Genomic DNA, 26,396 nt, shown 5'->3' with positions numbered 1-26,396 from the left:
ACTTTGTACGGTCGTTCAGTTGCGCTTCATTTAAAGCGCAAAATGAGCAGTTATTTTACCGATAGGTCGTATTTTGCCACTACGTCATCAATATAACGATGGCGCAAGGTGTTTTTACCTTCGTTGCCCGTACCATGACTTAACGCGCGGTTCATTAATTTGAGCGCTTTATGTAAGCTTTGGCGCTCTTCCACGCTTAAACCTGTTTTAGTGCGTAATTCCGTAATATCATCAATTAATAATTTAGCTACGTCGAGCTGCACGGCTTCTTCAACTAAGCCATTTTGTGTTAGCACACCGTATTTACTGCATAAAAACTGCTGCCAAACTTGCTGTAAGTGCTCGTCAATTTCACTGCCAAATAATTCTTCATCGATAGCAAAGCCTTGCTCAGCAAGCTTACTGAGTTGATTTGAATATTGCTGAGCAAAATAATTAAACGCTTGGCAGGATGAGCTTATGTCATGTTTGATAATTAATTGCCCCCAACTAGCGGCACCACGAGGGTAATAGTCTTGATATTCTTCGCATTGATAAATGCCCGAATACGAACTGCATTCTAATTGACTCTGCAAACAATAACTCGGCTTTGGAAATAAACTACTTTGTTGCCATGCCGATAGCGTTTCCTCATCAATTGAGAGGGTATGGCACAGCTCTTCGGTGGTATAAAAGTAGGTTGCCAAAAATTTTGAAAGTTGCATTATCAAATACTCACAATAAACACTGTTAATTTATACAGTGTTTGATTTTGGCTTAACTTTGATTTTTTCTCAAGTATTTTTATTTATTGCAGCACACTACTCGGAAAATGCCTGTGTTTATGATACAACTAGCGCAAATTTTCCAAACATTAAAAAAGTTATGCGCAACCTAGAAACAATTAAACGAGCAAGTTTGATCACCGCTATAAAAACACCTTATTTAACCAATGGTGAAATTGATCTTGCATGTTATGACGACCTTGTTGAACAGCAAATTGCAGCTGGTGTTGATGGCATTATTGTCGGTGGTACCACAGGTGAAGGGCAATTAATGAATTGGGAAGAACACTTAATGCTAATTGCTCACAGTGTTAGCAAATTCTCTGACCGTTTATTAATTGTCGGTAATACAGGTAGCAACAATACACGCGAAGCGATTAAAGCAACCGAGTATGGTTTTGCCACCGGTATGGATGCAGCGCTACAAATTAACCCATATTATGGGCGCACGTCGCTGGCGGGTGTGAAAGAGCACTTTAACCGTTTACTAGATATTGGTCCTGCGTTTATCTACAACGTAGCAGGTCGCACAGGCCAAGACTTAACACCCGATATCATTGAGCCACTCGCTAAGCACAAAAACTTTATCGGTGTAAAAGAGTGCGGTGGCAATGAGCGTATTGCTCATTATGAACAGCAAGGTATTGCTTGTTGGTCAGGTAATGACGATGAAGCGCATGATGCAAGACACATTCATAAAGCCCACGGTGTTATCTCGGTTACATCTAATATTATTCCAGGCTTATTCCGTCAGTTAATGGATGAGCAAAATGATGCACTTAATGCAAAACTACAGCCACTTATGGGCTGGTTATTCTGCGAGCCTAATCCAATTGCAATCAATACGGCACTGATGATGACAGGCGCGGTAAATCCTGTGTTCCGTCTTCCTTATGTGCCACTAACGAGTGCGCAGCAAGAAATCGGTTTAGGTTACATTAACGAACTTGATGTTGCTGATATAGTAGGTGAAAAAGCACAACTTTTAACCGAAAAAGACGTTATTTTACGATAAAAATGAATGAGTGCTTAATTGCGGCTGTAATTAAGCACCATTGTTTTACTTTTTTGTAGCTAATAGGTAAAATTAGCAATCGTTTGGCGTTATAAGAATAATATTTGTGAAATTTGTTGTTGAGAATTTGAGTTTATGGGTGGCACCTGAGCAACAAATAGCAGAATTAAGCCATCTCAATCTTGCTGACCTTGATTTTAGCTGGGTTGCACCGATGCAGCGCCGCCGCTTAAGCCCGTTTATGAAAATGGCGCTTCATACTATGCATCAAGCGCAAGGTGAGCATCAGCAGTTAGCTGTTAATTTTTCATCGCGTCATGGCGACTTACCAAAAACAGCGCAACTTTTACATTCACTTGTTGAACAAGAACCTCTTTCTCCGACCGCATTTGGTTTGAGTGTACATAATGCTGCAACTGGATTGTTCTCTATTATTGCAAAAAATAAAGCCCCAATGAATGCTATCGCTGGTGGCCAAGACAGCATTATTTCAGCCATGATAGATGGTTTTGCTCGTGTTCATAGTGGTGTAGAGCAGCAAATTTTAATTGCCCATGCCGAAAGTGTATTACCTGATGAATACTTACCATTTAGTGACGAGCAACAAATTGCTCATAGTGTATCGTTCGTATTATCAACAGCGCAGACCGGTAAGCCGTATTTTGAATTAACAAAACTTTCTGAATCAGAACATACTCAAAGTGACTCGTGTTTACCACTGAGTCTGCAATTAGCAGCTGCTTTAACAAGCAAAGGATCACAATGGCTGCTTTCACATCAACAATCAGCTTGGATGCTACAGTACCATGGCGACTAACGTTTACATTAAGTTGAATAAAATTTGGCGGGTACTGGCAACCGGGTTTTGTTTTGCTGTATTTGGTTTTGGCGGTATTGTACTCACCTTGTTGGTTTTGCCTTTACAACGTTTATTTGAACCTTGCCAAGCGAAACGGAAGCAAAAAGCCCGTTTAACGGTTCACTATAGTTTTAAATTCTTTGTTGCCTTAATGCATTACACCGGTGCTATCCATTTCTCTGTGCAAGATAAACAGAAATTTCATGATCTTAAAGGGCAGTTAGTACTTGCCAATCATCCTTCATTAATTGATGTTGTGGTGCTGATATCTGTGATTAAAAATGCTGACTGCGTGGTCAAAGCACACCTATTTAAAAATCCATTTATGCGCGGTGTCATTAAAGGCACAGGTTATATTAGTAATGAAGACCCGCAAGAGTTACTTAATGATTGTGAAGCATCACTCGCTGCTGGAAATAACCTGATTATCTTTCCTGAAGGCACCCGCACAACCCCAGGTGAACAGTTAAAATTTAAGCGTGGAGCTGCGAATATTGCTGCGCGTTGTAAAGCCCCAATTACCTCAGTGCTGATTAGTATGAAACCCAGCACTTAGACCAAAGGCACACCATGGTATTGCGTTGCCGCAACAAAAGCGCATTTTGAGATGCGCTTTGCCACTGACCCATTTACGTTTAACGACACATTTAATAATGAACAACCCGCCATGCAAGCACGACAATTAACCCGTGATTTGCAACATTACTTTTCAGAGGAACTCAGGCACCTATGACTGAACTAAAGAACAAAATAAAACAATTAATCATTAGCAGCTTAGATCTTGAAGATATTACCGTGGATGATATTGAAAATGACCAACCTTTGTTTGTTGATGGTTTAGGCCTAGATAGCATCGATGCGCTTGAGCTTGGCTTAGCCATTAAAAAAGAGTTTAACGTTAAGATTGACGCAAACTCAGAACAAACAAAAGCCCATTTTGCATCGGTAGATGCATTGGCAGAATTTATTAACCAACACCAATCATAATACAGACTTAGAAGTAGGAATAAGCATGAAAACCGCTGCTGACATTTACAACGTTTTACAGGGCATTTTAGTAGATGAATTTGAGATCGATGCTGATGATATCAGCCTAGATGCGCACCTGTATCAAGACCTAGATCTTGATAGCATTGATGCTGTTGATTTAGTTGTAAAACTACGCGAAATCACTGGTAAGAAAATTGAGCCAGATGCATTTAAGCAAGTGCGTACTGTGCAAGATGTTGTAAACGAAGTAGGAAAACTCGTTTCATAAACATTACTATGCTCAAAGCGATAACCACAACACTGCTCTTAGTATGCTTATCTTTATACCCATTTATTGTGTATTTTGGATTACAGCATATCTCATTAAGGCAAGTGAGCTTGGTATTGATGGTATTGTTAGGTTTAAGGCTTTTACTTAGCAAGAAGTTACTGAAATCTATGCCATGGATAAAGCCAGCCTCTATTTTGGCTATTATCGCTTTAGCAACAACGCAGTTTTTTAACAGTGATCTGGGCTTAAAGCTTTACCCAGTCATTATAAATACAGTGATGGCCATAACCTTTGCTTATTCGTTGAAAAGTGGCCCAACAGTCATTGAAAGTTTTGCTCGAATTAAAGAGCCTGATCTTGATGAAAAAGGGGTTAATTACACGCGCCAAGTTACTAAAGTATGGTGCGCGTTTTTTATTATTAATGGCAGTATTGCGTTATACACTAGCCTATTTACTTCGTTACAGACATGGACTCTGTACAACGGATTAATAGCCTATATTTTGATAGCTCTCTTAGGCCTTGTGGAATGGCTTGTAAGACAAAAGGTTAAAAGTAATGGTAGCGAGTAACCTGAAATTTCACCCAGACGCTGCATTTGTTGTTGCAGGGCAGCCAATAACACAAACACAGTTTTTTGCTGATATTGCGGCTTATCAAAGTAAGCTCACAGCGCTTAAAGCTGGCAGCCATGTGGTGTTATTCCATCCTGATACCTACCAATTTGCAGTGCGCTTATTTGCTTTAGCGTGTAGTGGTTATAATGTTATTTTGCCACCTAATGGTCAGCACGAAACCTTAAGTTTATTGCTAGCACAGTCTGCTTTTTTTGCCGGCGATGCGACCAATATCAATGATGATGTGCTATTTACTAACCTTGAGCAAAGTCTTGGTCACACGCCTTTGCAAACTAACCGTTTACAATGGCCAACAAACACAGCGGTTATATTTTATACGTCAGGCTCATCAGGACAATCTAAACCGATAGTGAAACCGTGGCGGGTATTAAATCGAGAGCTTGCAGTACTTTCAATGTCATTTGACTTGCCTAGCCAATTTACGTTTTTAGCAACTGTTTCGCATCAGCATATTTACGGCTTATTATTTCGTTTACTTTGGCCGTTGGCGAAAGGCCATATAATTGATAGTGAACAAATTCAGTACCCTGAACATATTGCGCAAAGGCTAAAAAATATTCGTTATGCAGCGCTCGTCTCAAGCCCTGCGCAACTTGGCCGTTTATGTGCTGATAATGTGTTAATTCCTGAGCGCGACAAAATTAAGTGGTTATTCTCCTCTGGCGGACCTCTCAACAACGAACATGCCGAAACTTTATTTAACCAGTTAGCTCGCCCTGCTACCCAAGTATTTGGTAGTACCGAAACCGGCGGTATTGCTTATCGACAAGTTACACAGGCAGCGGTTGATGTACCATGGCAGCCGTTTAATGGTAATTTTTTATCGCTGAATCATGAAGGGCGCTTGATGCTAGATTCTGCGATTTTAGAGCAATCGAATTTCCCTTTAGATGATAGAGCACTTATTCATAAAAATGGTCAATTTAAACTGTTGGGCCGTATAGACAGAACGATAAAAATTGAAGAAAAACGTTTAAACCTTGATGAGCTTGAGAGTTATCTGCAAAGTCACGACTGGGTAAAAGAAGTTAAAGTAGTGGTTATTCCAGCTAAGCGCGTGCAAATTGGTGCGGTGGTTGTACTCAGTGATGAGGCTAATAAAGAGCTTGAACAGCAGGGTAAACTGGCAGTTAACCGCGCTTTACAAGCGCACCTCTCAAACCGCTTTGAACGTATTTGCTTACCACGTAAATGGCGCTACATCGATGCACTTCCTTTTAACAGCCAAGCTAAATTAAGTTTAAAAACATTGGAGCAGTATTTTGCCAAGCCTGAATAACGTGACCCCAGAGGTGGCCGTTTTAACACAAACAGAAACTAGTGTGAGTTTAGCGTTAACCATTGCGGCTGATTTAGATTATTTTCGCGGCCACTTTCCAGATGCGCCAATTTTAGCAGGCGTAGTACAGCTGGATTGGGCAGTAAAATATGCTCAGCAATATTTGGGTTTTGGCAAACTAGTTCAAGATTTAGAAGTGTTAAAGTTTCAGGTAGTAACAACCCCCGATATGACGGTAAACCTAACCCTTGAGCGCAATGCAAAAGGCAAATGTTTATTTAGCTATCAATCAGAAAAAGGCCAGCATGCATCTGGTCGAATTGTATTTTGTGATTAAGCCATGAACCAGTTTTGTATTGTTATTCCTAATTACAATCACACCCATGCTATCGCTGCAGTACTCGATGAGCTAAAAGAGCTACAGCTGCCGATAATCATGGTCGATGATGGCAGTGACGCTGATGCCAAGCATGTATTTACACAGCTTGACGCACAGTACGATTTTTTAACCTTGATAAGCCATGCTCAAAATCAAGGTAAGGGTGGGGCAGTTCAAACAGGCTTGATGGCTGCCTATCAGCAAGGGTTTAGCCATGCTATTCAGGTTGATGCCGACGGCCAGCATTCGTTAGCAGATATTAGTAAGTTGATTGAATTAAGTAATGCATCACCTAACAAGGTGATCAGTGGTTGCCCAATTTATGACAGCTCCGTGCCTAAGCACCGTTATTTAAGTCGTTACATCACCCATTTTTGGGTTTGGGTAGAAACGCTCAGCTTTGATATTGTTGATTCAATGTGTGGTTTTCGGGTTTATCCCTTAGCAGCCGTTGAACAATTAATGACTAAGCAAACGCTTGGCAAGCGCATGGACTTTGATATTGAAATTTTAGTCAGGCTTTATTGGCAAGGTGTTAAAGTCACGTTTTTGCCAACCCAGGTCATTTACCCTGAAAATGGCGTATCTCATTTTCGAGCCTTACACGATAACGTGGGAATTTCGTGGCTGCATACGCGTTTATTCTTTGGCATGTTGCTACGCTCACCTAAGCTACTTTGGCGTAAGGTGACTGGCTAATGGCTGTAAAACATTGGTCAAAAATGCAAGAACGTGGCAATCGCTTAGGCATGCAAATATTGCTCGTATGTTATCGCGTATTTGGTCGAAAAGGCTTGTGGTTGGTGTTGTTTCCGGTGGTATTTTATTTGTTTTTAACAGGCAAAACTGCCCGCCAAGCGTCTCATGCATTCTTAACCCAAGCGCGTAAAGTGAATGGCAATAGCAAAGGGGTTACTTGGCGCGATAGCTTTCGTCACTTTCGCTGCTTTGCTGACAGCGCTTTTGACAAAATTGATGCCTGGCTTGGACGAATTCAGCAACATAATATTCTTTACACCAACGAAGCGCTGTTTAAACAGCTTGATGAGCAACAGCAAGGGGCTATTTTTATCGGCTCACACCTTGGTAACTTAGAGGTATGTAGAGCTCTTAGCCAACACCGAAACAGTAAAACGATTAATGTGTTGGTGTTTACACATCATGCTGTTGAATTTAATAAATTACTGAAAAGTATTAATCCGGATGTTGCGGTAAACCTCATTCAAGTAACCGATCTTGGCCCTGATATGGCAATTATGCTCAAAGAAAAAGTCGAGCAGGGTGAAATTGTGGTGATTGTCGGTGATAGAACCAGTACCACCACTGCAGGAAGAGTTATCGAAGCTGACTTTTTAGGTAAGCCAGCCCCTTTTTCACAAGGGCCATTTATTTTAGCTGCGCTGTTAGATTGCCCGGTGTTTCATCTGTTTTGTTTAAAAGATAAAAAGCCCAATGGCGAAACATTTTACCGCGTGATTTTTGAAAAATACGCCGACAAACTCGTTTTACCGCGTAAAACGAGGCAACAAACATTACAACAAATTGTTAGCGATTATGCGCAAAGGCTCAGTTTTTATGCTGCGGCCTATCCGTATCAATGGTTTAATTTTTATGATTTTTGGCAAAATGACGAGCAAGTGTCTCGTAGTCAAAACAAGGAGAACTAAGGTGTCAGAGCACTCGACTACCGTTTTTGGCCAACAGCGTTTATCAATCGAAGATATTGTTCATATTGCATTAGAGCAAGGTGCTGTTGCGTTAACATCAGACCGTCAATTTGCTAATAAAATAGACAGCGCCGTGGCCTTTTTAGATAAGTTGCTTGAAGATGATGGCGTGATATATGGCGTTACCACAGGTTATGGCGACTCAGTAACCGTAAAAGTGCCACTTGATTTAGTCAATGAGTTACCACTGCATCTTACTCGTTTTCATGGTTGTGGCCTTGGCGATGTTTTTAATCAAGCCCAAGGGCGCGCTATTTTAGCAACCCGCTTAACTTCGCTTTCACAAGGTTATTCTGGCGTTAGCTGGGAGATGTTGAATTTATTACGTGACTTTTTAAATCACAATATCGTACCGGTGATCCCGCAAGAAGGATCAGTGGGAGCCAGTGGTGATTTAACGCCGCTTTCGTATGTAGCCGGTGCTATGGTTGGTGAGCGAGATGTGTATTACAAAGGCGAAATTAAAAACAGCCTAGAGGTGATGCAAGAACTTGGCTTACAGCCATTAAAGCTGCGCCCGAAAGAAGGGTTGGCAGTCATGAATGGCACTGCCGTGATGACAGCTTTGGCATGTCTTGCTTATGATAGAGCTGATTATCTAGTTAAATTGACCAGCCGTATAACAGCCCTTGCAAGCCTTGCATTAAAAGGTAACAGTCATCACTTTGATGATATTTTGTTTTCGGTGAAGCCACATCCAGGGCAACAGCAAGTAGCTGCATGGATCCGTGGAGACTTAAACCATGTAGAACACCCGCGTAATGCTGACCGCTTACAAGATAGGTATTCAATTCGCTGTGCTCCACATGTGATTGGTGTGCTGCAAGATAGTTTGCCATGGTTTAGGCAAATGATTGAAAATGAATTAAATTCGGCAAATGATAATCCAATCATCGATGGCGAAGGTGAACACGTATTGCATGGTGGTCACTTCTATGGCGGTCATATTGCAATGGTTATGGATAGCATGAAAACCGCTGTTGCTAATTTAGCCGACTTAGCCGATAGACAAATCGCATCTTTAGTTGATACGCGCTATAACAATGGTTTACCTTCTAATCTATCGGCGAGTAATGATGAGCGTCGTTATATTAACCATGGTTTTAAAGCGGTCCAAATTGGCGCCAGTGCATACACGGCCGAAGCATTAAAACTGACCATGCCAGCAAGTGTGTTTTCTCGTTCAACCGAGTGTCACAACCAAGATAAAGTGAGCATGGGAACCATCGCTGCACGAGATTGTTTACGTATATTGCAGCTAACTGAGCAAGTGGTTGCAAGTACTTTGCTTGCGAGTATTCAAGGTTTGCGTTTACGTATTAATAGCGGTGAGCTTGAATTCGCTAGTTTAACTAGTGATGTACAAAGTATGTATCAAGACATTAGCGAGTTTTTCCCGCTGCTTGATGAAGACCGTCCTCTAGAGGCTGTTCTTCGCTTTACGGTTGACGCTATTCAAACAAAACGTTGGAGTTTATATGCATAGTAGAGGCTCGTTGCTGAGCACTCATGTTGAGATTGAAATTCCTTTTCATGATTGCGATCCAATGAATGTGGTATGGCATGGTAATTACCCGCGCTATTTAGAAGTCGCGCGCTGCGAATTACTGCGTTTGTTTGATTATGATTATGTGCAAATGCAAGAGTCTGGCTATGCGTGGCCGATTATTGATATGCATATTAAGTACGTCGGCTCAGCATTGTTTACACAAAAAATCCGCGTCGATGCGTACTTAAAAGAATATGAAACACGATTACGTATCGATTACGTAATCACTGATTGCGCTACAGGTAAAAAGTTAACCAAAGCAACGACTATCCAAGTTGCGGTTGATATAGAGAAAAAAGAAATGCAGTTTGTTTCGCCGCCTGTGCTACATGAAAAACTTCAAAAGGTGATTTAATGCGATTAAGCGTGTTGTTACTGAGTGTGCTAGTTTTTTTTCCTGTGTTTGCATCGAGCGCAGTGACAGAGCAAGGCACATTTAGCCAAGAGAAGCATTTTAAAGGATTTAGTAAACCTTTTATTTCAACAGGTTCGTTTGAACTTGCTGAAGATGGCCTCACTTGGCAGGTTGAATCTCCGGTTAAAAGCACGCTATTAATCAAGCAAGGGCAAGTATATACCCTTAACGATCAAGGTGAGCCGCAGCTACAAAAAGGAGCTGAGCCTTACGTTAATTTACTGCAAGCGATTTTAAAGCATGATGAAGTGGCACTTGCTGAGCAATTTTCGATGACAGGTCATGCAGAGTCCGGTTGTCAGACTTTATTGCCTAAAGATGACTTGCTAAAGCAGCTATTTAGTCAGTTCGAATTATGTGTAGCAGCAGAGCAAGTGAGCCGTGTGCGTCTTCAAGAAGCAAATGGTAACTTTACTGTATTACGCTTTGCTTATCCTCACAATGAGCAAAAACAGTGAAAGCATGGGGCCTAACGCTTGCTTGGCTGAGCCTATTAGTTAGCGCCTTAGTGGTTGTTTTTATTCTAAAACAGCCGACGTTGAATAATGATATTTTGGCTTTGTTGCCAAAGTCAGAACCGCGTTTACAGCAAGTCGAAGAACACTTTTTTTCAGCTAATAAACAGCAGTTAAGCTTTTCTTTTCGTGGTGAAAATGCAGTAAAAGCTTATGATGATTTACATCAATGGCTGGCGACTAAACATATTGAGCCTCGTTTTAAGTTACCCGAAATATCCCAGTTGGCAGCATTTTACGGTCAGTACGCAGGGCATTTAGTTTCCGAGGAATATAAGCAAGCAATTGGCGATGCTAATCGCTTTCAACGGTATTACTTTAGTCAGTTGAGTAAAGTCGCAGATCCTTTTGTTTCAAGTACTATCAACCAAGACCCTACGCTTGCCACAGCGGGGTTCTTATCTGAAGCAATGGCGCACATGCAGCAATTTGAGCTGCAAGATGGCCGAATTAACATTAGCTATCAAGGTGATGAGTATTTAATGTTATTCGTGCAAAGTGCTGACAATGCCTTTTCAATAAATCAATCAATAGCTTTAAGCAATGAGATAGTTGCCTATATCGCTGAGCTTGAAGGCCGCTATCCAGATACACAAATTCGCTATGCTGGTGCTTTATTTCACACCGCAGCAAATGCACAGCAAGCCAAATTTGAAATGACCTTGTTTGGTTCGGTGAGCTTGCTAGCTCTTATTGTGATGGTGGTGTGGGTGTTTCGCTCGATAAATGCATTGTGGCTGGCCTCTGTAACCGTGATAAGCGCCGCTATTGGCGGCACCATTGCGCTGATCAGTATTTTTAGTCAGGTGCATGTATTAACCATGGTGTTTGCCGTGACACTGATTGGTATTGCCATTGATTATGCTTTTCATGGCATGCTTGATTTAACCGAGCAGCCGCAAGGTTTTAGTCAAGGGCTTAAGCTGGCACTGTTGTTGTCGTTACTAACCACCACACTCGGTTACGCGAGCTTGTTTTTCTCACCGGTGCAGTTACTCAGTCAAGTGGGAGTATTTGTTGTTGCAGGGCTAGTTACAGCTTGGCTCTGCACACGAATCTTATTGCCTTATTGGCAAACTGGTTTAACCATTAACACTGCTGCACATCGATTAGCTAACTGCTTAAGTGGTTATTTAAAACGATTAACGCATTATCGCGTCGCACTCAGTATGCTGATGCTAGTGTTATTGAGTGCTTTTGCTTTACTAAAACCCCCTGTGATTAATGATGATGTAAAGCTGTTAAATGCAAGTCCTGCGGATTTAATGCAAAACGAAGCGCTGCATATGTCTTTATTAGGTAAAGATAATGGCCAAATCATGATTTTATTTGCCGATAATGCGCAGCAGTTATTAGTACAACAAGAAGCATTAAAAGCAACTATTCGCGGCCTTAATGGCAGTGCAGTGATGCTTAGTGACTTAGTGCCTAGTAAACAATTACAACAGCAAAACTATGAGCAGTTGCATTCAGCCCAGCAAGCTATGAGCGTGGTTAGCCAAATGACAGGGACGCCCGTTGAGCTTTCAACATCAATGCTTGATTTAAACGCGGCACTTAATTCACCGTTAGCGCCGTTAATCGCTAACCAAGTGATCTCAAACAATACACTAACCGCAAGCTGGTTTATGGTAACCGGTGTAAATAAATCCGAGCTGATGGATTTAACCAACGCTTACCCAGATTTAATTGTTTACGATAAAGTCGCGATGATAAGTGAAGGTTTAAGTCATTACTCAAATTCGTTACTGATAACATTGGCCATTGCGATGACCTTTGCGTTACTACTATTTAGCGTCAAATTTGGTTTTAAAACGGCGTGTAAACAAACGCTAGTGCTTGTACTAACAACCGCGGCTGTACTGCTACTTTGCAGTGCACTGCAATCTCAGTTATCGATTTTTAATTTGCTAGGCTGTTTATTGATATTAGCGTTGGCAATCGATTACTTAGTGTTTTATCAGGTCAATAATTTAAGCCCGAGCAATGTACTTGCAATTAGTTTGTCAGCGGCATCATCGATGTGGGTATTTGGCATGTTGGCCGTTTCGAAAACCCCGGCCATTTTCAGTTTCGGATTAACGGTATTAGTGGGGCTAGTTTGTATCTATATCCTGGCGCCGCTCAGTATTGCATTACCTAAAAATAAGGAAAAATAATAGGTGAATAATCAAGTTCAACAGGCTGATGTTGTTATTATTGGTGCTGGCCCTTCAGGTGCTGTGGCTGCCAGTTTACTAGTAAAAAAAGGTTGGCATGTAGTGGTGTTAGAGCAGCAAACCTTTCCGCGCTTTTCGATTGGTGAAAGTTTATTACCCCAGTGCATGAGCTTTTTAGCAGAAGCAGGTCTTGAGCAAGCGGTGCAAACAAAGGCACAATCGCTTGGTTTTCAGTTTAAAAATGGTGCGGCGTTTCAGCGTCGGGGCGACCACACAGCAATCGATTTTACTGAGAAATTTAGCGAAGGCCCTGGCACGACTTTTCAGGTAAAACGCGCTGACTTTGATAAATGCTTAGCCGATGGTGCCATGCAGCAAGGGGCTGAAATACGATACCAACATAGCGTGTTAGCGTTTACCAATTGTGAGGATGGCGCTTTACTTGATGTTACGGATGAAAACCAGCAAGGCTATCAAATTAAAGGGGGTTTTGTCCTTGATGCCAGTGGTTTTGGTAGGGTATTACCTCGCTTACTTGATTTAGAGTCAGCATCAAATTTCCCTGTACGTTGGGCTTTTTTCAGCCATTTTAAAGATAATATTAGCGATACACAGTTTGACCGCGAAAAAATCTTAATTAATGTTCATCCAGAGCATAAAGATATTTGGTATTGGTTGATCCCATTTAGTGATGGTACGGCAAGCATTGGTGTTGTTGGTAAACCAGAGCAGCTTGAGGATAAACAACCACTCGCTGGTTTAAATGAATTTATTGAACAAGATAGCTATTTAAGTGAGTTATTAGCCAACCGTGAAGTAATTGGTGAAGCGCACGCTATCAAAGGCTATTCGGCTAATGTGTCGAGCTTGTATGGTGAGCATTTTGCACTACTTGGTAATGCTGGTGAGTTTTTAGATCCGGTATTTTCATCTGGGGTGACGATTGCATTAAAATCAGCCTCATTGGTCGCTCCTTTAGTTGATAGCTACTTACGTGGTGAGCAAGTTGATTTCAAAAACGATTACAGTGAGCCTTTGCAACAAGGGGTTAATTGCTTTAGAACCTACGTCAGTGCTTGGTATGATGGCTCTTTTCAAGACGTGATTTTTTACAGTGAGAAAAACCAACAAGTGCGCGAGATGATCAGTGCTATTCTTGCGGGTTATGCATGGGACTTACAAAACCCATTTGTAAAACAAAGCAACAAACGCTTAAATACGTTGGTTGAATTATGTCGCGACTAACACGCTCTTTGCTTTTAACCTTGAGCATATTAGTGGCAAGTTGTGCCAGTGAATTTGCAGTAAAAAAGGGTGTTGATTTAGCGCCAAATGCAGGGATTTATTTGCTTGATCCACCGCCGTCATTAGTTGCCGATAATTGGCAGCAAGTACTTGAAGTACACCATGGCGATGAGCAGCATACATTACTAGCGCAGCTTAGTTTAAACAGTGAAACGGGTATTAACTTGGCTGTTATGACGGCTCAAGGTATGCCGATATTTCAGTTAGAAAAAGCGCCACTAGGGCCGATTAAAAGCGAAAAAATGCTCCCTATCAACGCGGTTGATCCTCGCTATATTCTTGCTGATATCATGCTAGTACACTGGCCGGTTACTGTGCTGAACTCGCAACTTTATGGTTTGAACTTGGTTGAACAAGGCTCGACACGGCGTTTATATCAAGGTGAACAGTTAATTAGTGAAATTCGCTATTTAGACGGTGCAACAGAACTTGTAAACTTTCAGCGAGATTACAAAATTAAATTTCAAAGGGTTAATTGATTATGCCATTTTGGCTTAACGACTTAGGTATTGTTAGTGCATTGGGGGTTGGTCATCAACAAACAATGCAAAGTATCAGCTTACAACCTAAACAAACACTCACAGAGGTGACGTCGCTTGCATTTGAGCAGCGCCCAACTTTTGTGGGGTTGGTTAATGAACTGCCATTAACAGCATCAATGCGATTTTATCAGCTAATCGATTTAGCGCTGGCGCAAATTGCTGACACTTTAGCAAGCATAAACATTCCGAGCAGCCGTATTGCTGTGGTGATTGGTACTAGTACTGCTGCAATTCAAGAAGGTGAGAGAGGCCGAAAAGCGCATGCAGCTAAGGGAAAGTGGCCAGAGGAGTTTGATTATTACGACCAAGCGCTCGTCGCACCCGCCAATTATATTGCCAAAAAACTCGCTGCGAAGGGGCCAAGTTACAGTATTTCAACTGCGTGTAGTTCAAGTGCCAAGGCGCTTATTAGTGCGCGCGCCTTACTCAGTGCCGATTTAGCCGATGTGGTAATTTGTGGTGGGGTAGATAGCTTGTGCCAACTCACTATCAATGGCTTTGATTCGTTATCTTCTATTAGCGATGAAATTTGTAAGCCGTTTAGTGGCGACAGAGCAGGCATTAATATTGGTGAAGCCGCAGCATTATTTGTTATGAGTAAAGAGCAGCATACAAAACAAAGTATTGCCTTTTTAGGTGGTGGTGAAAGCTCCGACGCCCACCATATTTCAGCACCGATTGCAGACGGTTCTGGCGCAATTGCTGCTATGACAACGGCGTTGCAAGACGCGAATTTAACGCCTTCAGATATCGACTACATTAATGCTCATGGAACAGCCACACCGCAAAATGATGCCATGGAATCTCTGGCAATCAGTGAAGTATTTGGCAAAGATACTAAAGTGAGCTCTTCTAAACATTTGACCGGCCATACCCTAGGCGCAGCAGGGGCTTTAGAAGCGGGATTATGTTGGCTCTATTTGGCTTACCCAGATTTTAATCAATTAGTATGTAATAAGGTCGAAACAGACGACTCTTTGGCTGAGATTGGTTTAATAACACAACCAGAAACGGCAGAAATTAACACTTGTTTATCAAATTCGTTTGCCTTTGGTGGCAATAATGTCAGTGTAGTACTAGGACATCTAAATGAATCACTATAAAATTGAGCAAGTAGTCCCTCATAGCGAACCAATGATATTGCTCAATCGCCTATCCAATTACAGCGAAGAGTCAGGTTGTTGTGAAGTGGATATACGTTCACACAGCCCGTTTTATGACGAGAGCTTAAATGGCGTTGCCAGTTATATTGGCTGTGAATATATGGCGCAAACTATCGCAGCGTATGCTGGTGCGCTGGCAAAAGACAAAGGAAATGAAGTACAAATCGGTTTTTTAATTGGTACGCGCAAATATAGAACCTATGCGCCGGTATTTAAAAACGAGCAAACGCTTAAAGTATCGGTGACAAAATTATATCAAGAAGAATCAGGGTTAAGTGTATTTGAGTGTCAAATACATAGCGATGAAACATGCTTAGCTGAAGCAAAAATTAATGTTTTTCAACCACAAGACCCAATGCAGTTTATAAGAGAAAATCAATGACAAAACGTATTTTAGTCACCGGCTCAAGCCGTGGTATTGGCAAAGCAATCGCACTTAGATTAGCTAACGATGGCTTTGATATTGCTGTTCATTGTCGCAGTGGTGTGGCTGAAGCAGAGCAAACCTGTGAAGAAATCAGTGCGCTTGGTCGTCATGCTAGCTTATTGCAATTTGATGTTTGCGATAGAGAGCTTGCAAAACAACAAATTGAAGCTGATATTGCCGAGCACGGTGCGTATTATGGGGTGATCTGTAATGCAGGTATCACAAATGATATGGCGTTCCCTGCGATGCAAGGTGATGACTGGGATAAAGTGATCCGTACTGGCCTCGACGGTTTTTATAATGTGGTGCATCCAACGGTGATGCCAATGGTGCAAGGTCGTAAAGGTGGCCGTATTGTCACTATGGCGTCAGTGTCAGGGATTGCCGGTAATCGCGGACAAGTTAACTACAGTGCCGCTAAAGCGGGCATTATTGGTGCGACCAAAGCGCTTTCGCTTGAGCTTGCAAAACGTAAGATCACCGTTAACTGCGTAGCTCCAGGGTTAATCGAAACTGAAATGACAGACGATTTACCGGTTGATGAAATGCTAAAAATGATCCCATTAAAACGTATGGGTTCGGTTAGTGAAGTCGCGGGTACTGTGTCGTTCTTGTGTTCCGATGACGCCGCGTATATCACCCGCCAAGTTATTTCTGTGAATGGCGGTATGGTGTAATGAAGCGTGTTGTTGTTACAGGCATGTCTGCCATTACTGCATTAGGTGATACCTGGGGTGAATTTAAAACCGCTTTGCAAAAAGGTGAAAATGCCGTTCAGTACATGACTGACTGGGATGTGGCGCCAGAATTAAACACTCGACTAGCAGCACCTGTTACTCATTTTAGTAAACCAAGCCACTATAAGCGTAAACAAGTTCGCTCAATGGGGCGTGTTGCTATGATGTCGACCCGTACTACAGAGCTTGCTTTAGAAGAAGCTGGGCTATTAGAGCACTCAAGTCTAACCGACGGCTCTACAGGTATTGCTTTTGGCTCATCAACGGGGTCAACGCCACCATTATTGGCTTTTGCAAAAATGATGGAAACCGGCGAAATGACAGGCGTAACGGCCACCAGTTACATCCAGATGATGGCGCATACAGCGCCTGTGAATGTGGGTGTCTTTTTTGGCTTAAAAGGTCGGGTGATCACTACCAGCTCTGCGTGTACATCAGGCTCGCAAGGTATTGGTTATGCTTATGAAGCGATTAAGTATGGTCGACAAAAAGCCATGGTGGCTGGTGGCGCAGAAGAGTTATGCATTACAGAAGCTGCGGTATTTGACACCTTATACGCGACCAGCACAAAAAATGATGCTGCCAAAAGCACGCCACGACCATTTGATCAAAATCGTGATGGTCTGGTTATTGGTGAAGGTGCAGGCACACTCATTTTAGAAGAGTATGAGCATGCCCTAGCCCGCGGAGCGACCATTTATGCGGAGCTCGTCGGTTTTGGTTGTAACTCAGATGGTCAACATGTGACGCAACCTACCGCAGAAACTATGCAAGTGGCTATCGAAATGGCACTTAATGATGCACAGCTTACTGCCGACCAAATTGGCTATGTGAATGCTCATGGTACGTCAACAGATCGGGGTGATATTGCGGAGTCTCAGGCGACTTTCAATGCCCTTGGCAAGAAACCTATTAGCTCATTAAAGAGTTATTTAGGTCATACCTTAGGAGCGTGTGGCGCCATTGAGGCATGGGCAAGTATCAATATGATGAATGATGGTTGGTTTGCACCTACTATCAATTTAACGGATGTCGATCCTGAGTGTGCTGATTTAGATTATATCAAGGGCAATGGCCGTGAAATGCAAACAGATTACATTATGAGTAATAATTTTGCGTTTGGTGGCATCAATACCTCGTTAATTTTTAAAAAGTGGCAAGCATGATCAAGCGCTGCATCATAAGTATTTTATTTATTCTAACTTTTAATGCTTATGCTGCAGAAGACAGTGTAGAAAAGGGCACTGCAAAAATGGAGTTCGGTGCAGGCCTTTTTTATGCAGATATCCCGCATTATTTAGGTTCAGATGAAAGTGAGCAATACCTATTGCCTGTGCCTTATTTTCGTTATCAAAGCGATAAAATGGCCATCGACCGTAATAACTTCACTGGCTTTTTGTGGCAACAAGAAAATCTCCATTTAGATTTATCTGCCAACGTAGGTCTTGCAGTTGACAGTGAAGACAACAAAGCCCGAGAAGGTATGGATGATCTAGATTGGGTGTTTGAATTAGGGCCTTCACTTAATTACTACCTAATAGGTGAACCAAACGCTAAACAGCATTTGTATTTAAGCCTGTTTGCACGCAAAGCCATTGCGACAGATTTCTCTGGTATTGATGATATTGGCTGGCGTTATGGGCCAAGTGTGTATTATCGAGTGCCGATCATCGAAAAGGCGGATTCACAATTTTCATTAGCGTTTCGTGGCAATATCAACTTTGCTAGCGATAAATACCTTGATTATTACTATGGAGTGAGTGACTTACATAGCAATGAAACTCGCCAAGCATACTCAAGTCGTTCAGGTTTTTCTGGCGCTGATGTATCAATTGGGGTACATTTTGACACACCAAAGTATTGGTTAGGTGGTTTTGTTAAATATCATCACCTTGCTAACAGTCAACAAGATGCAAGCCCACTCGTTAAGCAAGATTATAATGTTTCGGTTGGTTTTGGTGTTGCATGGAAATTTTATAGAAGGAATTTTTAAATGAAGTTATTGACCCTTGCATGTGTTTTAGCAGCTTGTTTGTTTTCAACAAACAGTTTTGCACGTGATGATTTACAAACGCTACCTGTACAAGCATTACTTGAAACTACCAAAGCTAAACAAGCGCTGTTAGATATTCCGCTGTATTTTGCTGATCAAAGTCATAACAGCATTAAAACCAATTATGGTGAAGTGATCACCAACAAGAAAACCAACGCATTTAATAAAACTGACCGAGAAGCGTGTGAGTGGGTAATGCTTAGTGCTTTAAAAGCATTACAAGAGCGTGCTGTTCGTGAAGGCATGAATGCAGTTGTAAATATTCAGTCGTACTACAAAAAACGTGAGTTCGTTAGCCAAACAGAATATCAATGTGGTGCGGGCACATTTGTTGCTGGCGTGGCATTAAAAGGCACTTTAGTTAAGTTATAACTAACTAAAGTCATTTTTTTTCTGTATAATTTGCGACCCTTGATATGATGGCCGCAGGTTATACAGCATGAATTTTAAATCATTTAGTTTTTCTTCTGAGCTTTTACAGGCATTAGAAGAGCTTAATTTCGAAACGCTTACTCCCGTTCAACGTAGTGCAATTCCTGCGGTAAGAAAAGGCAAAGACGTACTTGTTAGTGCGCAAACAGGCACGGGTAAAACCGCTGCATTTGCTTTACCACTTATCCAAAAATTATCAGAATCAGCGGTTAGTGAAAATAATGCACCAAGTGCTTTAGTGCTTGCACCTACCCGCGAATTAGCTGAGCAAATTGCTAATAATTTTAAAGCGTTTGCAAAATACACCGAACTCAAAACAGTGTGCTTGTTTGGTGGTATTAATCTAGCGGGTCAAGCTAACGATTTGAAAGCAGGTGTCGACATCGTGGTTGCAACGCCAGGGCGCTTACTTGATCATCTACGTTTAGGTAACATCAGCCTAGCTAATGTTAAGCATTTAGTGCTTGATGAAGCTGACCGTATGCTAGACATGGGCTTTATCAACGATATGCAAACTGTTATTAATGGTTGTGATGAAGCGCGTCAAATCTTATTGTTCTCTGCCACTTTCCCGGCGGCAATTAAACAATTTGCGAGTAAAGTACTAAAGCAGCCTGAAATCATTCGTGTAGATCAAACAAACAGTACTGCAGAAACAGTGCAACATGTTGTTTATCCAGTTGAAGAGCGCCGTAAGCAAGAGCTTTTATCTGAATTGATTGGTAAGAAAAACTGGCAGCAGGTACTTGTTTTCGTAAACATGAAAGAAACCGCTGATGAGCTTGTAAAAGAGCTTAATCTTGACGGGATTCCTGCTGTTGTTTGTCATGGTGATAAAACCCAAGGTAACCGCCGCCGCGCTTTACGCGAGTTTAAAGAAGGTAAAGTTCGCGTACTAGTCGCTACCGAAGTAGCTGCTCGTGGTATTGATATTGAAGGGTTGCCACGTGTGATCAACATCGATCTACCTTGGCTTGCAGAAGACTACGTGCATCGTATCGGCCGTACAGGTCGTGCTGGTAAGCCGGGTCAAGCAATTTCGTTTGTGAGCCGTGAAGAAGAAAACACTTTATTCGATATCGAAAAGCTAATCGGACAGCGCATCAAGCGTGTTGTTTTACCAGGTTACGAAGTAAGCAGCCGTGAAGTACTGATTGATAAAATTAGTAAAAAGCCGTCGCATTTACGTCGTAGCCGTACAAATAAGGCTTCGGGTCAGGCAACGGGTGAAGCGCGTGCAAAGAACCGTTCACGAATCGCAAATGTTCGCAAATCTTTGAAGGGCAATAAATTAAGCCTTAAAAAGTAATAGATTTCGATAACAAACGTATGAAAAAGCCCCATTGCTGTTTGGCAATGGGGCTTTTTTGGCTCTTTTATTAGTACAAATGGAGTATTTTGTTAAATTTTATGACATAAAGCTGAAAATTAGATTAACAAATGTACCTTACTGAATTACAATCGCTTTGAAATCAGTCAAGTAGCGTTTCTAGCGCGTCAGTGTCTAAATGGATGTTTATGCAGTACTTAAAAAGAATAATAAATAAAATAATCGCCCCTACTTTTTTACTTAGTGTTGCTAGTGTGCCTTTTTCTGCCAATGCATTTGATAAAGCAGAGTTCTCCCTTGCCCATATTAAAGAGTCTATTAGCGTTGATGGTGTGATGGATGAGTCGCATTGGCAATACGCCACAAAAGTACCATTAAAATATCAGAATGAGCCAACCGAAAAAGGCACGCCGCTCGTACAAACCGATGCTTACATGTATGAAGATGGTAAATACTTGTATGTTGGTTTTATTGCAAAAGATAATGACCCTTCGCAAATTCGTGCCGCCCTTCGAGATCGTGATACGCTTTGGCAAGACGACAATGTTGCCTTGATGATTGATACCTTCAATGATGAACGAACCGGCTATGAGTTTTATGTAAACCCTCTTGGTGCGCAAGGCGATATGCGCATGACTGATATTGATGATTGGGTGGAAGATCCATCATGGGATGCCATTTGGGACAGTGCAGGGCAAATTACCGACGACGGTTATGTGGTTGAAATGCGTATTCCATTCACTGCACTTCGTTTTCCAAAAGGTCAAACAGAGTTAACGTGGAGTTTTGCAGTTTGGCGAAATTATCCGCGTGATGTGTATTATCAAATGTCGAATGTTGGTTTTGACCGAGATGTGAAATGTAGCTTTTGCCAGTTTGATAAACTCACAGGCTTTGCCAACATGACAGAAAGCCAAAACATTCAGCTTACGCCAACTTTAACTGCGCTTCGCCATGATACCAAAGACACAGTGCCGGGTGATTGGCAAAATGGTGATATTGATACTGAAGCGGGCATGGACTTACGTTGGGGGGTGACGCAAGATGCGGTTATTAATGCCACCATTAATCCTGACTTTTCGCAGGTCGAGGCAGATTCACTTGAACTTGATGTAAATACTACTTACTCAATTTATTATGCTGAAAAGCGTCCATTCTTTTTAGATGGCGCCTCTTATTTTGATACCAGCCAACTAGAGCTTTTATATACGCGAATGATTGCTGAACCTGATGTGGGTTTAAAGTTAACAGGTAAAACCGGCGCGCACAGCTATGGTTTTATGTACGCTGACGATCAGAATACCAGTGTCTTACTTCCGACGAATCAAGGTTCTGGCTTTGCTAATCTAGCAGATAAAACGCAAGCCGTAGCAGGGCGCTATCAGTTTGATATTGGCCAAAAAGGCACAATTGGTGTGATGAGCACTCACCGTGAAAATGATGATTATCATAATACGGTGTTATCTTTAGATGGTAGTTACTGGTTTAATCAATCAGATAGTTTGCAGTATCAAGTAGCAAGCACAGATACTACTAACTCAGAATTTTTAGTTGATTATTATGGCATTGATAAAAATCAATCAGATCAAGCTTATGCCATTGAATTTACAAGAACTAAGCGTGATTACGAAGTCTATGCTAATTACGAAAATATAGGTAAAGAATACCGCTCAGATTTGGGTTATCAAGCTAAAGTTGATTACGAGCAAGTACAACTAGGCGGTGGACAAACTTGGTATCTTGATGCTGATGATGCAATCACAGAGTACAGCTACAATGTTGAGTGGGATAAAACATGGGCGCAAAATGGCGAGCTACTCGAAGAAGAATACGATGGCTTTTTTACCTTTAAAGGTAAGATGCAGTCGCAAACAGAAATTGGCTTTATTCATCGTAATGAGTTTTATGCCGGCGAGTTTTTTAATCAAAACATAGGTTATATCTACGGCGGTTTTAGACCCATTCGTGACATTAGCTTTTTATTGTATGCTCAATATGGCAGTAAAATTGATTACAGTAATGCAGCTTTAGGTACTATGGTTCGCATTGAACCTGAGATGACATGGGATATAAACGATCATTGGCAGGTGCAACTAGAGCACAGCTACAGCTATCTAGATAACCAGCAAAATGAACGTGTTTATACTGCAAACTTAACGGATCTACGCGTATATTATAAATTTAATATGCGCTCAATGCTGAAACTCGTTTTGCAGTTTGAAGATGTCGATCGGAACAACGAAGCTTATCGATTTGATGTAAGCCGTACTAACCGCGATTATGGTAGTCAGCTAGTGTACTCGTACAAGATTAACTCACAGACACTGTTTTATTTAGGTTATTCTGATAAAGGCTACCAAGATGATTCGTTGAAGAATCTTGAGCGTGATCAGCGTACCTTCTTCACTAAGCTAAGCTATGCATGGCAGCTTTAGCTTAAGCAAAAATAATACATAGTTGGTCAGCTTATAGCTGACCAACTTCTTCGTTTACTTTACTTCTTACCACGCCTTCAAGGCTTTTTAAGCCCCATTGCTTACCAATCTCGACAGCTTCATCAATTGGCTTTTTCAAGGTTATAGCATTGTATAGCGCAACAAGAGCGCCAACACGGTTGCTGCTCGCGCAGTGAAGTAAGGTGGTTTGCTGTTGGTGCTCATTGAGCAAAGCCTGAAGTTTCGTAGCATTTTCAATGGTAATATCAGCTTTAGATTGCACAGGGATATGGTAATAGTTCATACCAAGCTCAGTGACTAACTCTTGCTCAGACCAATTTGTTTCGTTATCACCGCGAAGGTTGATGATGTTCTCAACACCAAGTTGTTTTAGCTTGGCAAAATCGGTTTGACTTGGCTGACCTGAAGTTAGCACATGCTTAGATTGGGCCTTAAGATTCAAAATATCCAGTTGCGTAGCAGCTGTTTGTGCTGCTAATGCTGAAAATGACAGCAGCGCAGCACAGGCTAATTGTATAAACTTATTCATGTTACTCCTTGAAAAGTGTTTAATTTTTGCTGTAGACGGTTTCACCACGGCTAATGGTTTCTAGCACTTGTAAGTTATGTAGCTCTGCAGGCTTGATTTTCAACGGGTTGTTATCAAGGATAATTAAATCTGCTTGCATCCCTTGTTTTAATTGCCCTTTTGAGCTTTCTTCAAAGTGTTGATACGCAGGCCATGTCGTCATTGCTTGTAATGCAGTATACACAGAAACGCGTTGATCTGGGCCTAGTACCTGATCTGTACGAGTCGTACGGTTAACCGTTGCATCTAATACACGTAGTGCGTTTGGCAAGGCCACTGGTGCATCATGATGGGTGCTAAACATTAATCCTTGTTCGAGAACCGCATGAGTGGGCGAAATAAAATCGGCACGGGGGTGACCAAGCACCGAATTTACATGCCAGTCGCCCCAATAAAAGGTATGCATTGGGAAGAGCGATGGAAATATGCCTAATTCTTTAAGACGGTTTACCTGATCTTGACGAATTGTTTGCCCATGAATAAGTACGGGACGGCGGTCTTTTTTACCAAGCTTGTTATTAGCATTTTCAACAGCATTTAAAAATTGCTCAATAGCGGCATCACCATTTGCATGAGTCATCACTTGCCAGTCATTGGCAAAGGCAGTATCAATATACTGATAGGCTTGTTCATCATTAAAAGTAGGGTAGCCTGCATAGCCTTGCTCTTGGCCTTCAGGTGCTTTTAAGTATGGGTGAGATAACCAGGCGGTTTTTCCTTGTGGTGAGCCATCAAAGTTAAGTTTTACACCACCAATACGAAAATGATTCGTGTAGTTTTTAGTGTTATAGGGTGAGTCCATAAAACTGCTGCTGGTGGCCATATCGGCATAGGCAACCACATCAATGACAAATTTATCCGCTTTGGATGCCCTTACCATTGAATCATAGGCTTCTTGAGTTGCTCGGCCTTCTTGTGCTGTGGTGTAGCCGTATTTTGTGTAGAGTTTTTGCCCTTCTTGCAGCATTAAATCTTGTAAGTCAGGATCAAACGACTGCATGAGTTTAAACAGTAAACCAAAGTGCGCGTTTTCTTCGAGCACCCCATTGGGTTCTTGTGAGTTCGCCATACGACGAATTAGCCCGCCTTTAGGGTTACCGGTGTTTTCGTCGATGCCGGCCATGGCTAAGGCTTTACTGTTAGCAACACTTAAGTGTCCTGAGGTATGAATGATGATGACTGGCTTTTCTATACTAACACGGTCTAGGTCCATTTTAGTCGGGTACCTATCAAGCTCAGCATCATCGTAACCAAAGCCTAAAATAGCACCCGTTTTTTCAATAAATGTAGTGTAGTCAGGGTTATTTTGTGCGGCTGTGAGAATATTAACGATTTGCTCAACGGTATTGGCATCACCATCTGGACTAGGTAATACATTGGCTACCATGGCTTGCAAACCAACACCATAGACATGGCTATGGCCATCAACAAAGCCTGGCATTAAGGTTTTTCCTTGCAAATTAATCAGCTTTGTTTTGCCAAACTTATGCTCCAGTGCTTGGTTTTTATCACCAACAAAAATGATTTTTTCACCTTGCGTTGCAATTGCTTGTGCATATTCTGGTTCATCGCCAGCCATCGTAAGAATATCGCCACCATAATAAATAGCATCTGCAGCACTCACTTGCAGAGGTAGGGTTTTAGCTGTTTGTTCAGGGGGATTATCACAAGCCGTTAAGGCAAATAATGAACAAGCAATTGCGAGGTGATGTTTCATATAAATCTTCCATGAATTTTAACTATGTCTAAGAATATAGTCTGTTTAAAATTTTTGTCTTTAAAAAATAGTATTAAATTTCGTTAAAGTACAAGACAATAGCAGCGCCATCGAGGCTACTACCGTTGTGAATGTTGATACCAATGCCAAAGTTGTCAAACCATGACGTCCACTTTCTACTGTCCCATAATAAGCCGATACCATATTCATAAAAGTGATCGGTCCCAAATGCTACGCGACTATCGCCGCCTAAATCGATACGCTGGCCTTTAATGTAGAAAGCTTGCTCAAAAACCCCGATTTTGAACATGTTAAATTTAGCTTTAATACCATTAAGTGTGCGCCATGTTTCAGGTGCTGCATTATTTATTCCATCAGGGTGAGAGAGTGCCCATCCATAGTAGTAATTGAAGTTAAGCTTGTACTCGTAATAGCCCCAATGCCTAGGTAAGCGATAGATCATGGTCGCATTTGGGTTTAACACCAGCGCATTACTGTTGAGGTTGGTGTAAAGATTTTCAGCTAAAGGCTTAAAGTTACGCCTAGACTCGGGAGAGTTATACTCATAGTCATTGTTGTAATGTAAGTAGTGAGTATTAAAGCCAAATTGATATGACCATTTCGAGCCAAGTGCTTTTTCGGCATTAAAGCCGATCATGCCGTTATATACAGTTTCTGAAATATAGTCGTCAGTCACATTATCAAATAGCGAAATGAAATCTGATTGATTTAAATAGCTTACCCTGCTGGCCAAACTTAGTTTGTGTTGATAAATTGGCTCATCAAGCTGCCAAGTATAAGGAATACTGTAGAGTCTGAGTTTTTTTCTAAGCGCGATACTGTCTTCATCTTTGTTGGCATGTTGCGGGTCAAACAGTGTTTGCGGATCAAAATCACCAAACCCCAAAGTAATACTGTCCCCATCCGTTAAAACTAACGACGTTGCAAATGCAGTTTCAAGTTGCTTAGTTGGATTGGCATATAAATTAAATACACTTAATGCGTGCAATAGAAACCACAGCTTAAATAGCTTTTTCATATAAAATAACAATAAAAATTAATGTCTTAATAATAGTCGTAAAGTTAGCTTTCAACAATCTCAGGTA

27 protein-coding genes and 1 pseudogene are annotated in these 26,396 nt (G+C 41.6%); 24 read left to right on the top strand and 4 right to left on the bottom strand.

Annotation, left to right across the window (positions count from 1 at the left end; genetic code table 11):
- Positions 1-50: 50 nt before the first annotated feature.
- Positions 51-704, bottom strand: a complete 654-nt coding sequence (locus HUS62_RS15190; RefSeq protein ID WP_063527485.1) for a DUF6058 family natural product biosynthesis protein — start codon at positions 702-704, stop codon at positions 51-53.
- A gap of 160 nt (positions 705-864) precedes the next feature.
- Between HUS62_RS15190 and dapA the strand changes: the two genes are divergently transcribed.
- From dapA to HUS62_RS15070, 24 genes and pseudogenes are all read left to right on the top strand, one after another.
- The gene (dapA, locus tag HUS62_RS15185) at positions 865-1,779 is read left to right on the top strand and encodes a 4-hydroxy-tetrahydrodipicolinate synthase (RefSeq protein WP_175080192.1); all 915 of its coding nucleotides are present in this window, start codon (positions 865-867) and stop codon (positions 1,777-1,779) included.
- Positions 1,780-1,885: 106 nt separating this feature from the next.
- Complete coding sequence (locus HUS62_RS15180) at positions 1,886-2,596, top strand: beta-ketoacyl synthase chain length factor (protein WP_175080191.1); 711 nt, start codon at positions 1,886-1,888, stop codon at positions 2,594-2,596.
- Positions 2,586-3,371, top strand: a pseudogene (locus tag HUS62_RS15175) (lysophospholipid acyltransferase family protein). The gene HUS62_RS15180 and the pseudogene HUS62_RS15175 overlap by 11 nt, the downstream one beginning before the upstream one ends.
- On the top strand, positions 3,368-3,625 hold the full coding sequence (locus tag HUS62_RS15170; RefSeq protein WP_054554555.1) for a phosphopantetheine-binding protein: 258 nt from the start codon (positions 3,368-3,370) through the stop codon (positions 3,623-3,625). Before HUS62_RS15175 ends, HUS62_RS15170 begins: the two are co-directional and overlap by 4 nt.
- A 25-nt stretch (positions 3,626-3,650) precedes the next feature.
- The gene (locus HUS62_RS15165) at positions 3,651-3,896 is read left to right on the top strand and encodes an acyl carrier protein (protein ID WP_175080190.1); all 246 of its coding nucleotides are present in this window, start codon (positions 3,651-3,653) and stop codon (positions 3,894-3,896) included.
- 8 nt (positions 3,897-3,904) lie between these two features.
- On the top strand, positions 3,905-4,471 hold the full coding sequence (locus tag HUS62_RS15160) for a hypothetical protein (protein ID WP_175080189.1): 567 nt from the start codon (positions 3,905-3,907) through the stop codon (positions 4,469-4,471).
- On the top strand, positions 4,458-5,816 hold the full coding sequence (locus tag HUS62_RS15155) for a class I adenylate-forming enzyme family protein (protein ID WP_175080188.1): 1,359 nt from the start codon (positions 4,458-4,460) through the stop codon (positions 5,814-5,816). The genes HUS62_RS15160 and HUS62_RS15155 overlap by 14 nt, the downstream gene beginning before the upstream one ends.
- Entirely contained in the window at positions 5,800-6,153 is a 354-nt protein-coding gene (locus HUS62_RS15150) for a thioester dehydrase (protein ID WP_175080187.1), read from the top strand. The genes HUS62_RS15155 and HUS62_RS15150 overlap by 17 nt, the downstream gene beginning before the upstream one ends.
- Before the next feature lie 3 nt (positions 6,154-6,156).
- Positions 6,157-6,894, top strand: coding sequence for a glycosyltransferase family 2 protein (locus HUS62_RS15145; RefSeq protein ID WP_175080186.1), 738 nt, complete (start codon positions 6,157-6,159; stop codon positions 6,892-6,894).
- Positions 6,894-7,862: an acyltransferase gene (locus HUS62_RS15140; protein WP_175080185.1), complete on the top strand. Its 969-nt coding sequence runs from the start codon at positions 6,894-6,896 to the stop codon at positions 7,860-7,862. The genes HUS62_RS15145 and HUS62_RS15140 overlap by 1 nt, the downstream gene beginning before the upstream one ends.
- A 1-nt stretch (position 7,863) precedes the next feature.
- Positions 7,864-9,408 (top strand): histidine ammonia-lyase, encoded by a 1,545-nt coding sequence (hutH, locus tag HUS62_RS15135; RefSeq protein ID WP_175080184.1) that lies wholly within the window; start codon positions 7,864-7,866, stop codon positions 9,406-9,408.
- A complete protein-coding gene (locus HUS62_RS15130; RefSeq protein WP_054554548.1) occupies positions 9,401-9,826 on the top strand; it encodes a thioesterase family protein in 426 nt (141 codons plus the stop codon). Before hutH ends, HUS62_RS15130 begins: the two co-directional genes overlap by 8 nt.
- A complete protein-coding gene (locus tag HUS62_RS15125; RefSeq protein ID WP_175080183.1) occupies positions 9,826-10,344 on the top strand; it encodes an outer membrane lipoprotein carrier protein LolA in 519 nt (172 codons plus the stop codon). Before HUS62_RS15130 ends, HUS62_RS15125 begins: the two co-directional genes overlap by 1 nt.
- Complete coding sequence (locus HUS62_RS15120) at positions 10,341-12,560, top strand: MMPL family transporter (RefSeq protein WP_175080182.1); 2,220 nt, start codon at positions 10,341-10,343, stop codon at positions 12,558-12,560. The genes HUS62_RS15125 and HUS62_RS15120 overlap by 4 nt, the downstream gene beginning before the upstream one ends.
- A 3-nt stretch (positions 12,561-12,563) precedes the next feature.
- A complete protein-coding gene (locus tag HUS62_RS15115) occupies positions 12,564-13,805 on the top strand; it encodes an NAD(P)/FAD-dependent oxidoreductase (protein WP_175080181.1) in 1,242 nt (413 codons plus the stop codon).
- Complete coding sequence (locus HUS62_RS15110; protein WP_175080180.1) at positions 13,793-14,344, top strand: DUF3261 domain-containing protein; 552 nt, start codon at positions 13,793-13,795, stop codon at positions 14,342-14,344. Before HUS62_RS15115 ends, HUS62_RS15110 begins: the two co-directional genes overlap by 13 nt.
- A gap of 2 nt (positions 14,345-14,346) precedes the next feature.
- Complete coding sequence (locus HUS62_RS15105) at positions 14,347-15,510, top strand: beta-ketoacyl-ACP synthase (protein ID WP_175080179.1); 1,164 nt, start codon at positions 14,347-14,349, stop codon at positions 15,508-15,510.
- Positions 15,497-15,952: a hotdog family protein gene (locus tag HUS62_RS15100; protein WP_175080178.1), complete on the top strand. Its 456-nt coding sequence runs from the start codon at positions 15,497-15,499 to the stop codon at positions 15,950-15,952. The genes HUS62_RS15105 and HUS62_RS15100 overlap by 14 nt, the downstream gene beginning before the upstream one ends.
- Positions 15,949-16,674 (top strand): 3-oxoacyl-ACP reductase FabG, encoded by a 726-nt coding sequence (gene fabG, locus HUS62_RS15095; protein WP_054562409.1) that lies wholly within the window; start codon positions 15,949-15,951, stop codon positions 16,672-16,674. Before HUS62_RS15100 ends, fabG begins: the two co-directional genes overlap by 4 nt.
- The gene (locus HUS62_RS15090; protein WP_175080177.1) at positions 16,674-17,900 is read left to right on the top strand and encodes a beta-ketoacyl-ACP synthase; all 1,227 of its coding nucleotides are present in this window, start codon (positions 16,674-16,676) and stop codon (positions 17,898-17,900) included. The genes fabG and HUS62_RS15090 overlap by 1 nt, the downstream gene beginning before the upstream one ends.
- Positions 17,897-18,727 (top strand): MipA/OmpV family protein, encoded by an 831-nt coding sequence (locus HUS62_RS15085; protein WP_062565711.1) that lies wholly within the window; start codon positions 17,897-17,899, stop codon positions 18,725-18,727. The genes HUS62_RS15090 and HUS62_RS15085 overlap by 4 nt, the downstream gene beginning before the upstream one ends.
- Positions 18,728-19,159 carry an excinuclease ABC subunit A gene (locus HUS62_RS15080; protein ID WP_175080176.1) on the top strand — a complete coding sequence of 144 codons (432 nt, stop codon included), beginning with the start codon at positions 18,728-18,730 and terminating at the stop codon, positions 19,157-19,159.
- 67 nt (positions 19,160-19,226) lie between these two features.
- Positions 19,227-20,528, top strand: coding sequence for a DEAD/DEAH box helicase (locus tag HUS62_RS15075; RefSeq protein WP_175080175.1), 1,302 nt, complete (start codon positions 19,227-19,229; stop codon positions 20,526-20,528).
- Between the two features lie 209 nt (positions 20,529-20,737).
- Complete coding sequence (locus HUS62_RS15070; RefSeq protein WP_175080174.1) at positions 20,738-22,984, top strand: carbohydrate binding family 9 domain-containing protein; 2,247 nt, start codon at positions 20,738-20,740, stop codon at positions 22,982-22,984.
- Between the two features lie 31 nt (positions 22,985-23,015).
- Here the strand turns inward: HUS62_RS15070 and HUS62_RS15065 are convergent, their stop codons facing one another.
- From HUS62_RS15065 to HUS62_RS15055, 3 genes are all read right to left on the bottom strand, one after another.
- A complete protein-coding gene (locus HUS62_RS15065; protein WP_175080173.1) occupies positions 23,016-23,534 on the bottom strand; it encodes a protein tyrosine phosphatase family protein in 519 nt (172 codons plus the stop codon).
- Between the two features lie 19 nt (positions 23,535-23,553).
- Positions 23,554-25,290: an amidohydrolase gene (locus tag HUS62_RS15060; protein ID WP_175080172.1), complete on the bottom strand. Its 1,737-nt coding sequence runs from the start codon at positions 25,288-25,290 to the stop codon at positions 23,554-23,556.
- Positions 25,291-25,363: 73 nt separating this feature from the next.
- On the bottom strand, positions 25,364-26,329 hold the full coding sequence (locus tag HUS62_RS15055) for a Solitary outer membrane autotransporter beta-barrel domain (protein ID WP_220095043.1): 966 nt from the start codon (positions 26,327-26,329) through the stop codon (positions 25,364-25,366).
- Positions 26,330-26,396 lie beyond the last annotated feature (67 nt).

Origin of the sequence: Pseudoalteromonas sp. 0303 (assembly GCF_013349995.1) — a bacterium.
Classification (GTDB): domain Bacteria; phylum Pseudomonadota; class Gammaproteobacteria; order Enterobacterales; family Alteromonadaceae; genus Pseudoalteromonas.
Note: the sequence above shows the minus strand (reverse complement) of the source record. Positions and strands in the feature narration are given on the sequence as shown.

What these genes read in the sequence shown, in the direction of transcription:
- HUS62_RS15130 (WP_054554548.1), top strand. Translation starts at nt 9,401, where the DNA reads ATGCATAGTAGAGGCTCGTTGCTGAGCACTCATGTTGAGATTGAAATT.
- HUS62_RS15090 (WP_175080177.1), top strand. Translation starts at nt 16,674, where the DNA reads ATGAAGCGTGTTGTTGTTACAGGCATGTCTGCCATTACTGCATTAGGT.
- HUS62_RS15080 (WP_175080176.1), top strand. Translation starts at nt 18,728, where the DNA reads ATGAAGTTATTGACCCTTGCATGTGTTTTAGCAGCTTGTTTGTTTTCA.
- HUS62_RS15125 (WP_175080183.1), top strand. Translation starts at nt 9,826, where the DNA reads ATGCGATTAAGCGTGTTGTTACTGAGTGTGCTAGTTTTTTTTCCTGTG.
- HUS62_RS15170 (WP_054554555.1), top strand. Translation starts at nt 3,368, where the DNA reads ATGACTGAACTAAAGAACAAAATAAAACAATTAATCATTAGCAGCTTA.
- HUS62_RS15075 (WP_175080175.1), top strand. Translation starts at nt 19,227, where the DNA reads ATGAATTTTAAATCATTTAGTTTTTCTTCTGAGCTTTTACAGGCATTA.
- HUS62_RS15065 (WP_175080173.1), bottom strand. Translation starts at nt 23,534, where the DNA reads ATGAATAAGTTTATACAATTAGCCTGTGCTGCGCTGCTGTCATTTTCA.
- dapA (WP_175080192.1), top strand. Translation starts at nt 865, where the DNA reads ATGCGCAACCTAGAAACAATTAAACGAGCAAGTTTGATCACCGCTATA.
- HUS62_RS15070 (WP_175080174.1), top strand. Translation starts at nt 20,738, where the DNA reads ATGCAGTACTTAAAAAGAATAATAAATAAAATAATCGCCCCTACTTTT.
- HUS62_RS15105 (WP_175080179.1), top strand. Translation starts at nt 14,347, where the DNA reads ATGCCATTTTGGCTTAACGACTTAGGTATTGTTAGTGCATTGGGGGTT.
- HUS62_RS15190 (WP_063527485.1), bottom strand. Translation starts at nt 704, where the DNA reads ATGCAACTTTCAAAATTTTTGGCAACCTACTTTTATACCACCGAAGAG.
- HUS62_RS15055 (WP_220095043.1), bottom strand. Translation starts at nt 26,329, where the DNA reads ATGAAAAAGCTATTTAAGCTGTGGTTTCTATTGCACGCATTAAGTGTA.
- HUS62_RS15165 (WP_175080190.1), top strand. Translation starts at nt 3,651, where the DNA reads ATGAAAACCGCTGCTGACATTTACAACGTTTTACAGGGCATTTTAGTA.
- fabG (WP_054562409.1), top strand. Translation starts at nt 15,949, where the DNA reads ATGACAAAACGTATTTTAGTCACCGGCTCAAGCCGTGGTATTGGCAAA.
- HUS62_RS15100 (WP_175080178.1), top strand. Translation starts at nt 15,497, where the DNA reads ATGAATCACTATAAAATTGAGCAAGTAGTCCCTCATAGCGAACCAATG.
- HUS62_RS15060 (WP_175080172.1), bottom strand. Translation starts at nt 25,290, where the DNA reads ATGAAACATCACCTCGCAATTGCTTGTTCATTATTTGCCTTAACGGCT.
- HUS62_RS15140 (WP_175080185.1), top strand. Translation starts at nt 6,894, where the DNA reads ATGGCTGTAAAACATTGGTCAAAAATGCAAGAACGTGGCAATCGCTTA.
- HUS62_RS15145 (WP_175080186.1), top strand. Translation starts at nt 6,157, where the DNA reads ATGAACCAGTTTTGTATTGTTATTCCTAATTACAATCACACCCATGCT.
- HUS62_RS15110 (WP_175080180.1), top strand. Translation starts at nt 13,793, where the DNA reads ATGTCGCGACTAACACGCTCTTTGCTTTTAACCTTGAGCATATTAGTG.
- HUS62_RS15155 (WP_175080188.1), top strand. Translation starts at nt 4,458, where the DNA reads ATGGTAGCGAGTAACCTGAAATTTCACCCAGACGCTGCATTTGTTGTT.
- HUS62_RS15160 (WP_175080189.1), top strand. Translation starts at nt 3,905, where the DNA reads ATGCTCAAAGCGATAACCACAACACTGCTCTTAGTATGCTTATCTTTA.
- HUS62_RS15085 (WP_062565711.1), top strand. Translation starts at nt 17,897, where the DNA reads ATGATCAAGCGCTGCATCATAAGTATTTTATTTATTCTAACTTTTAAT.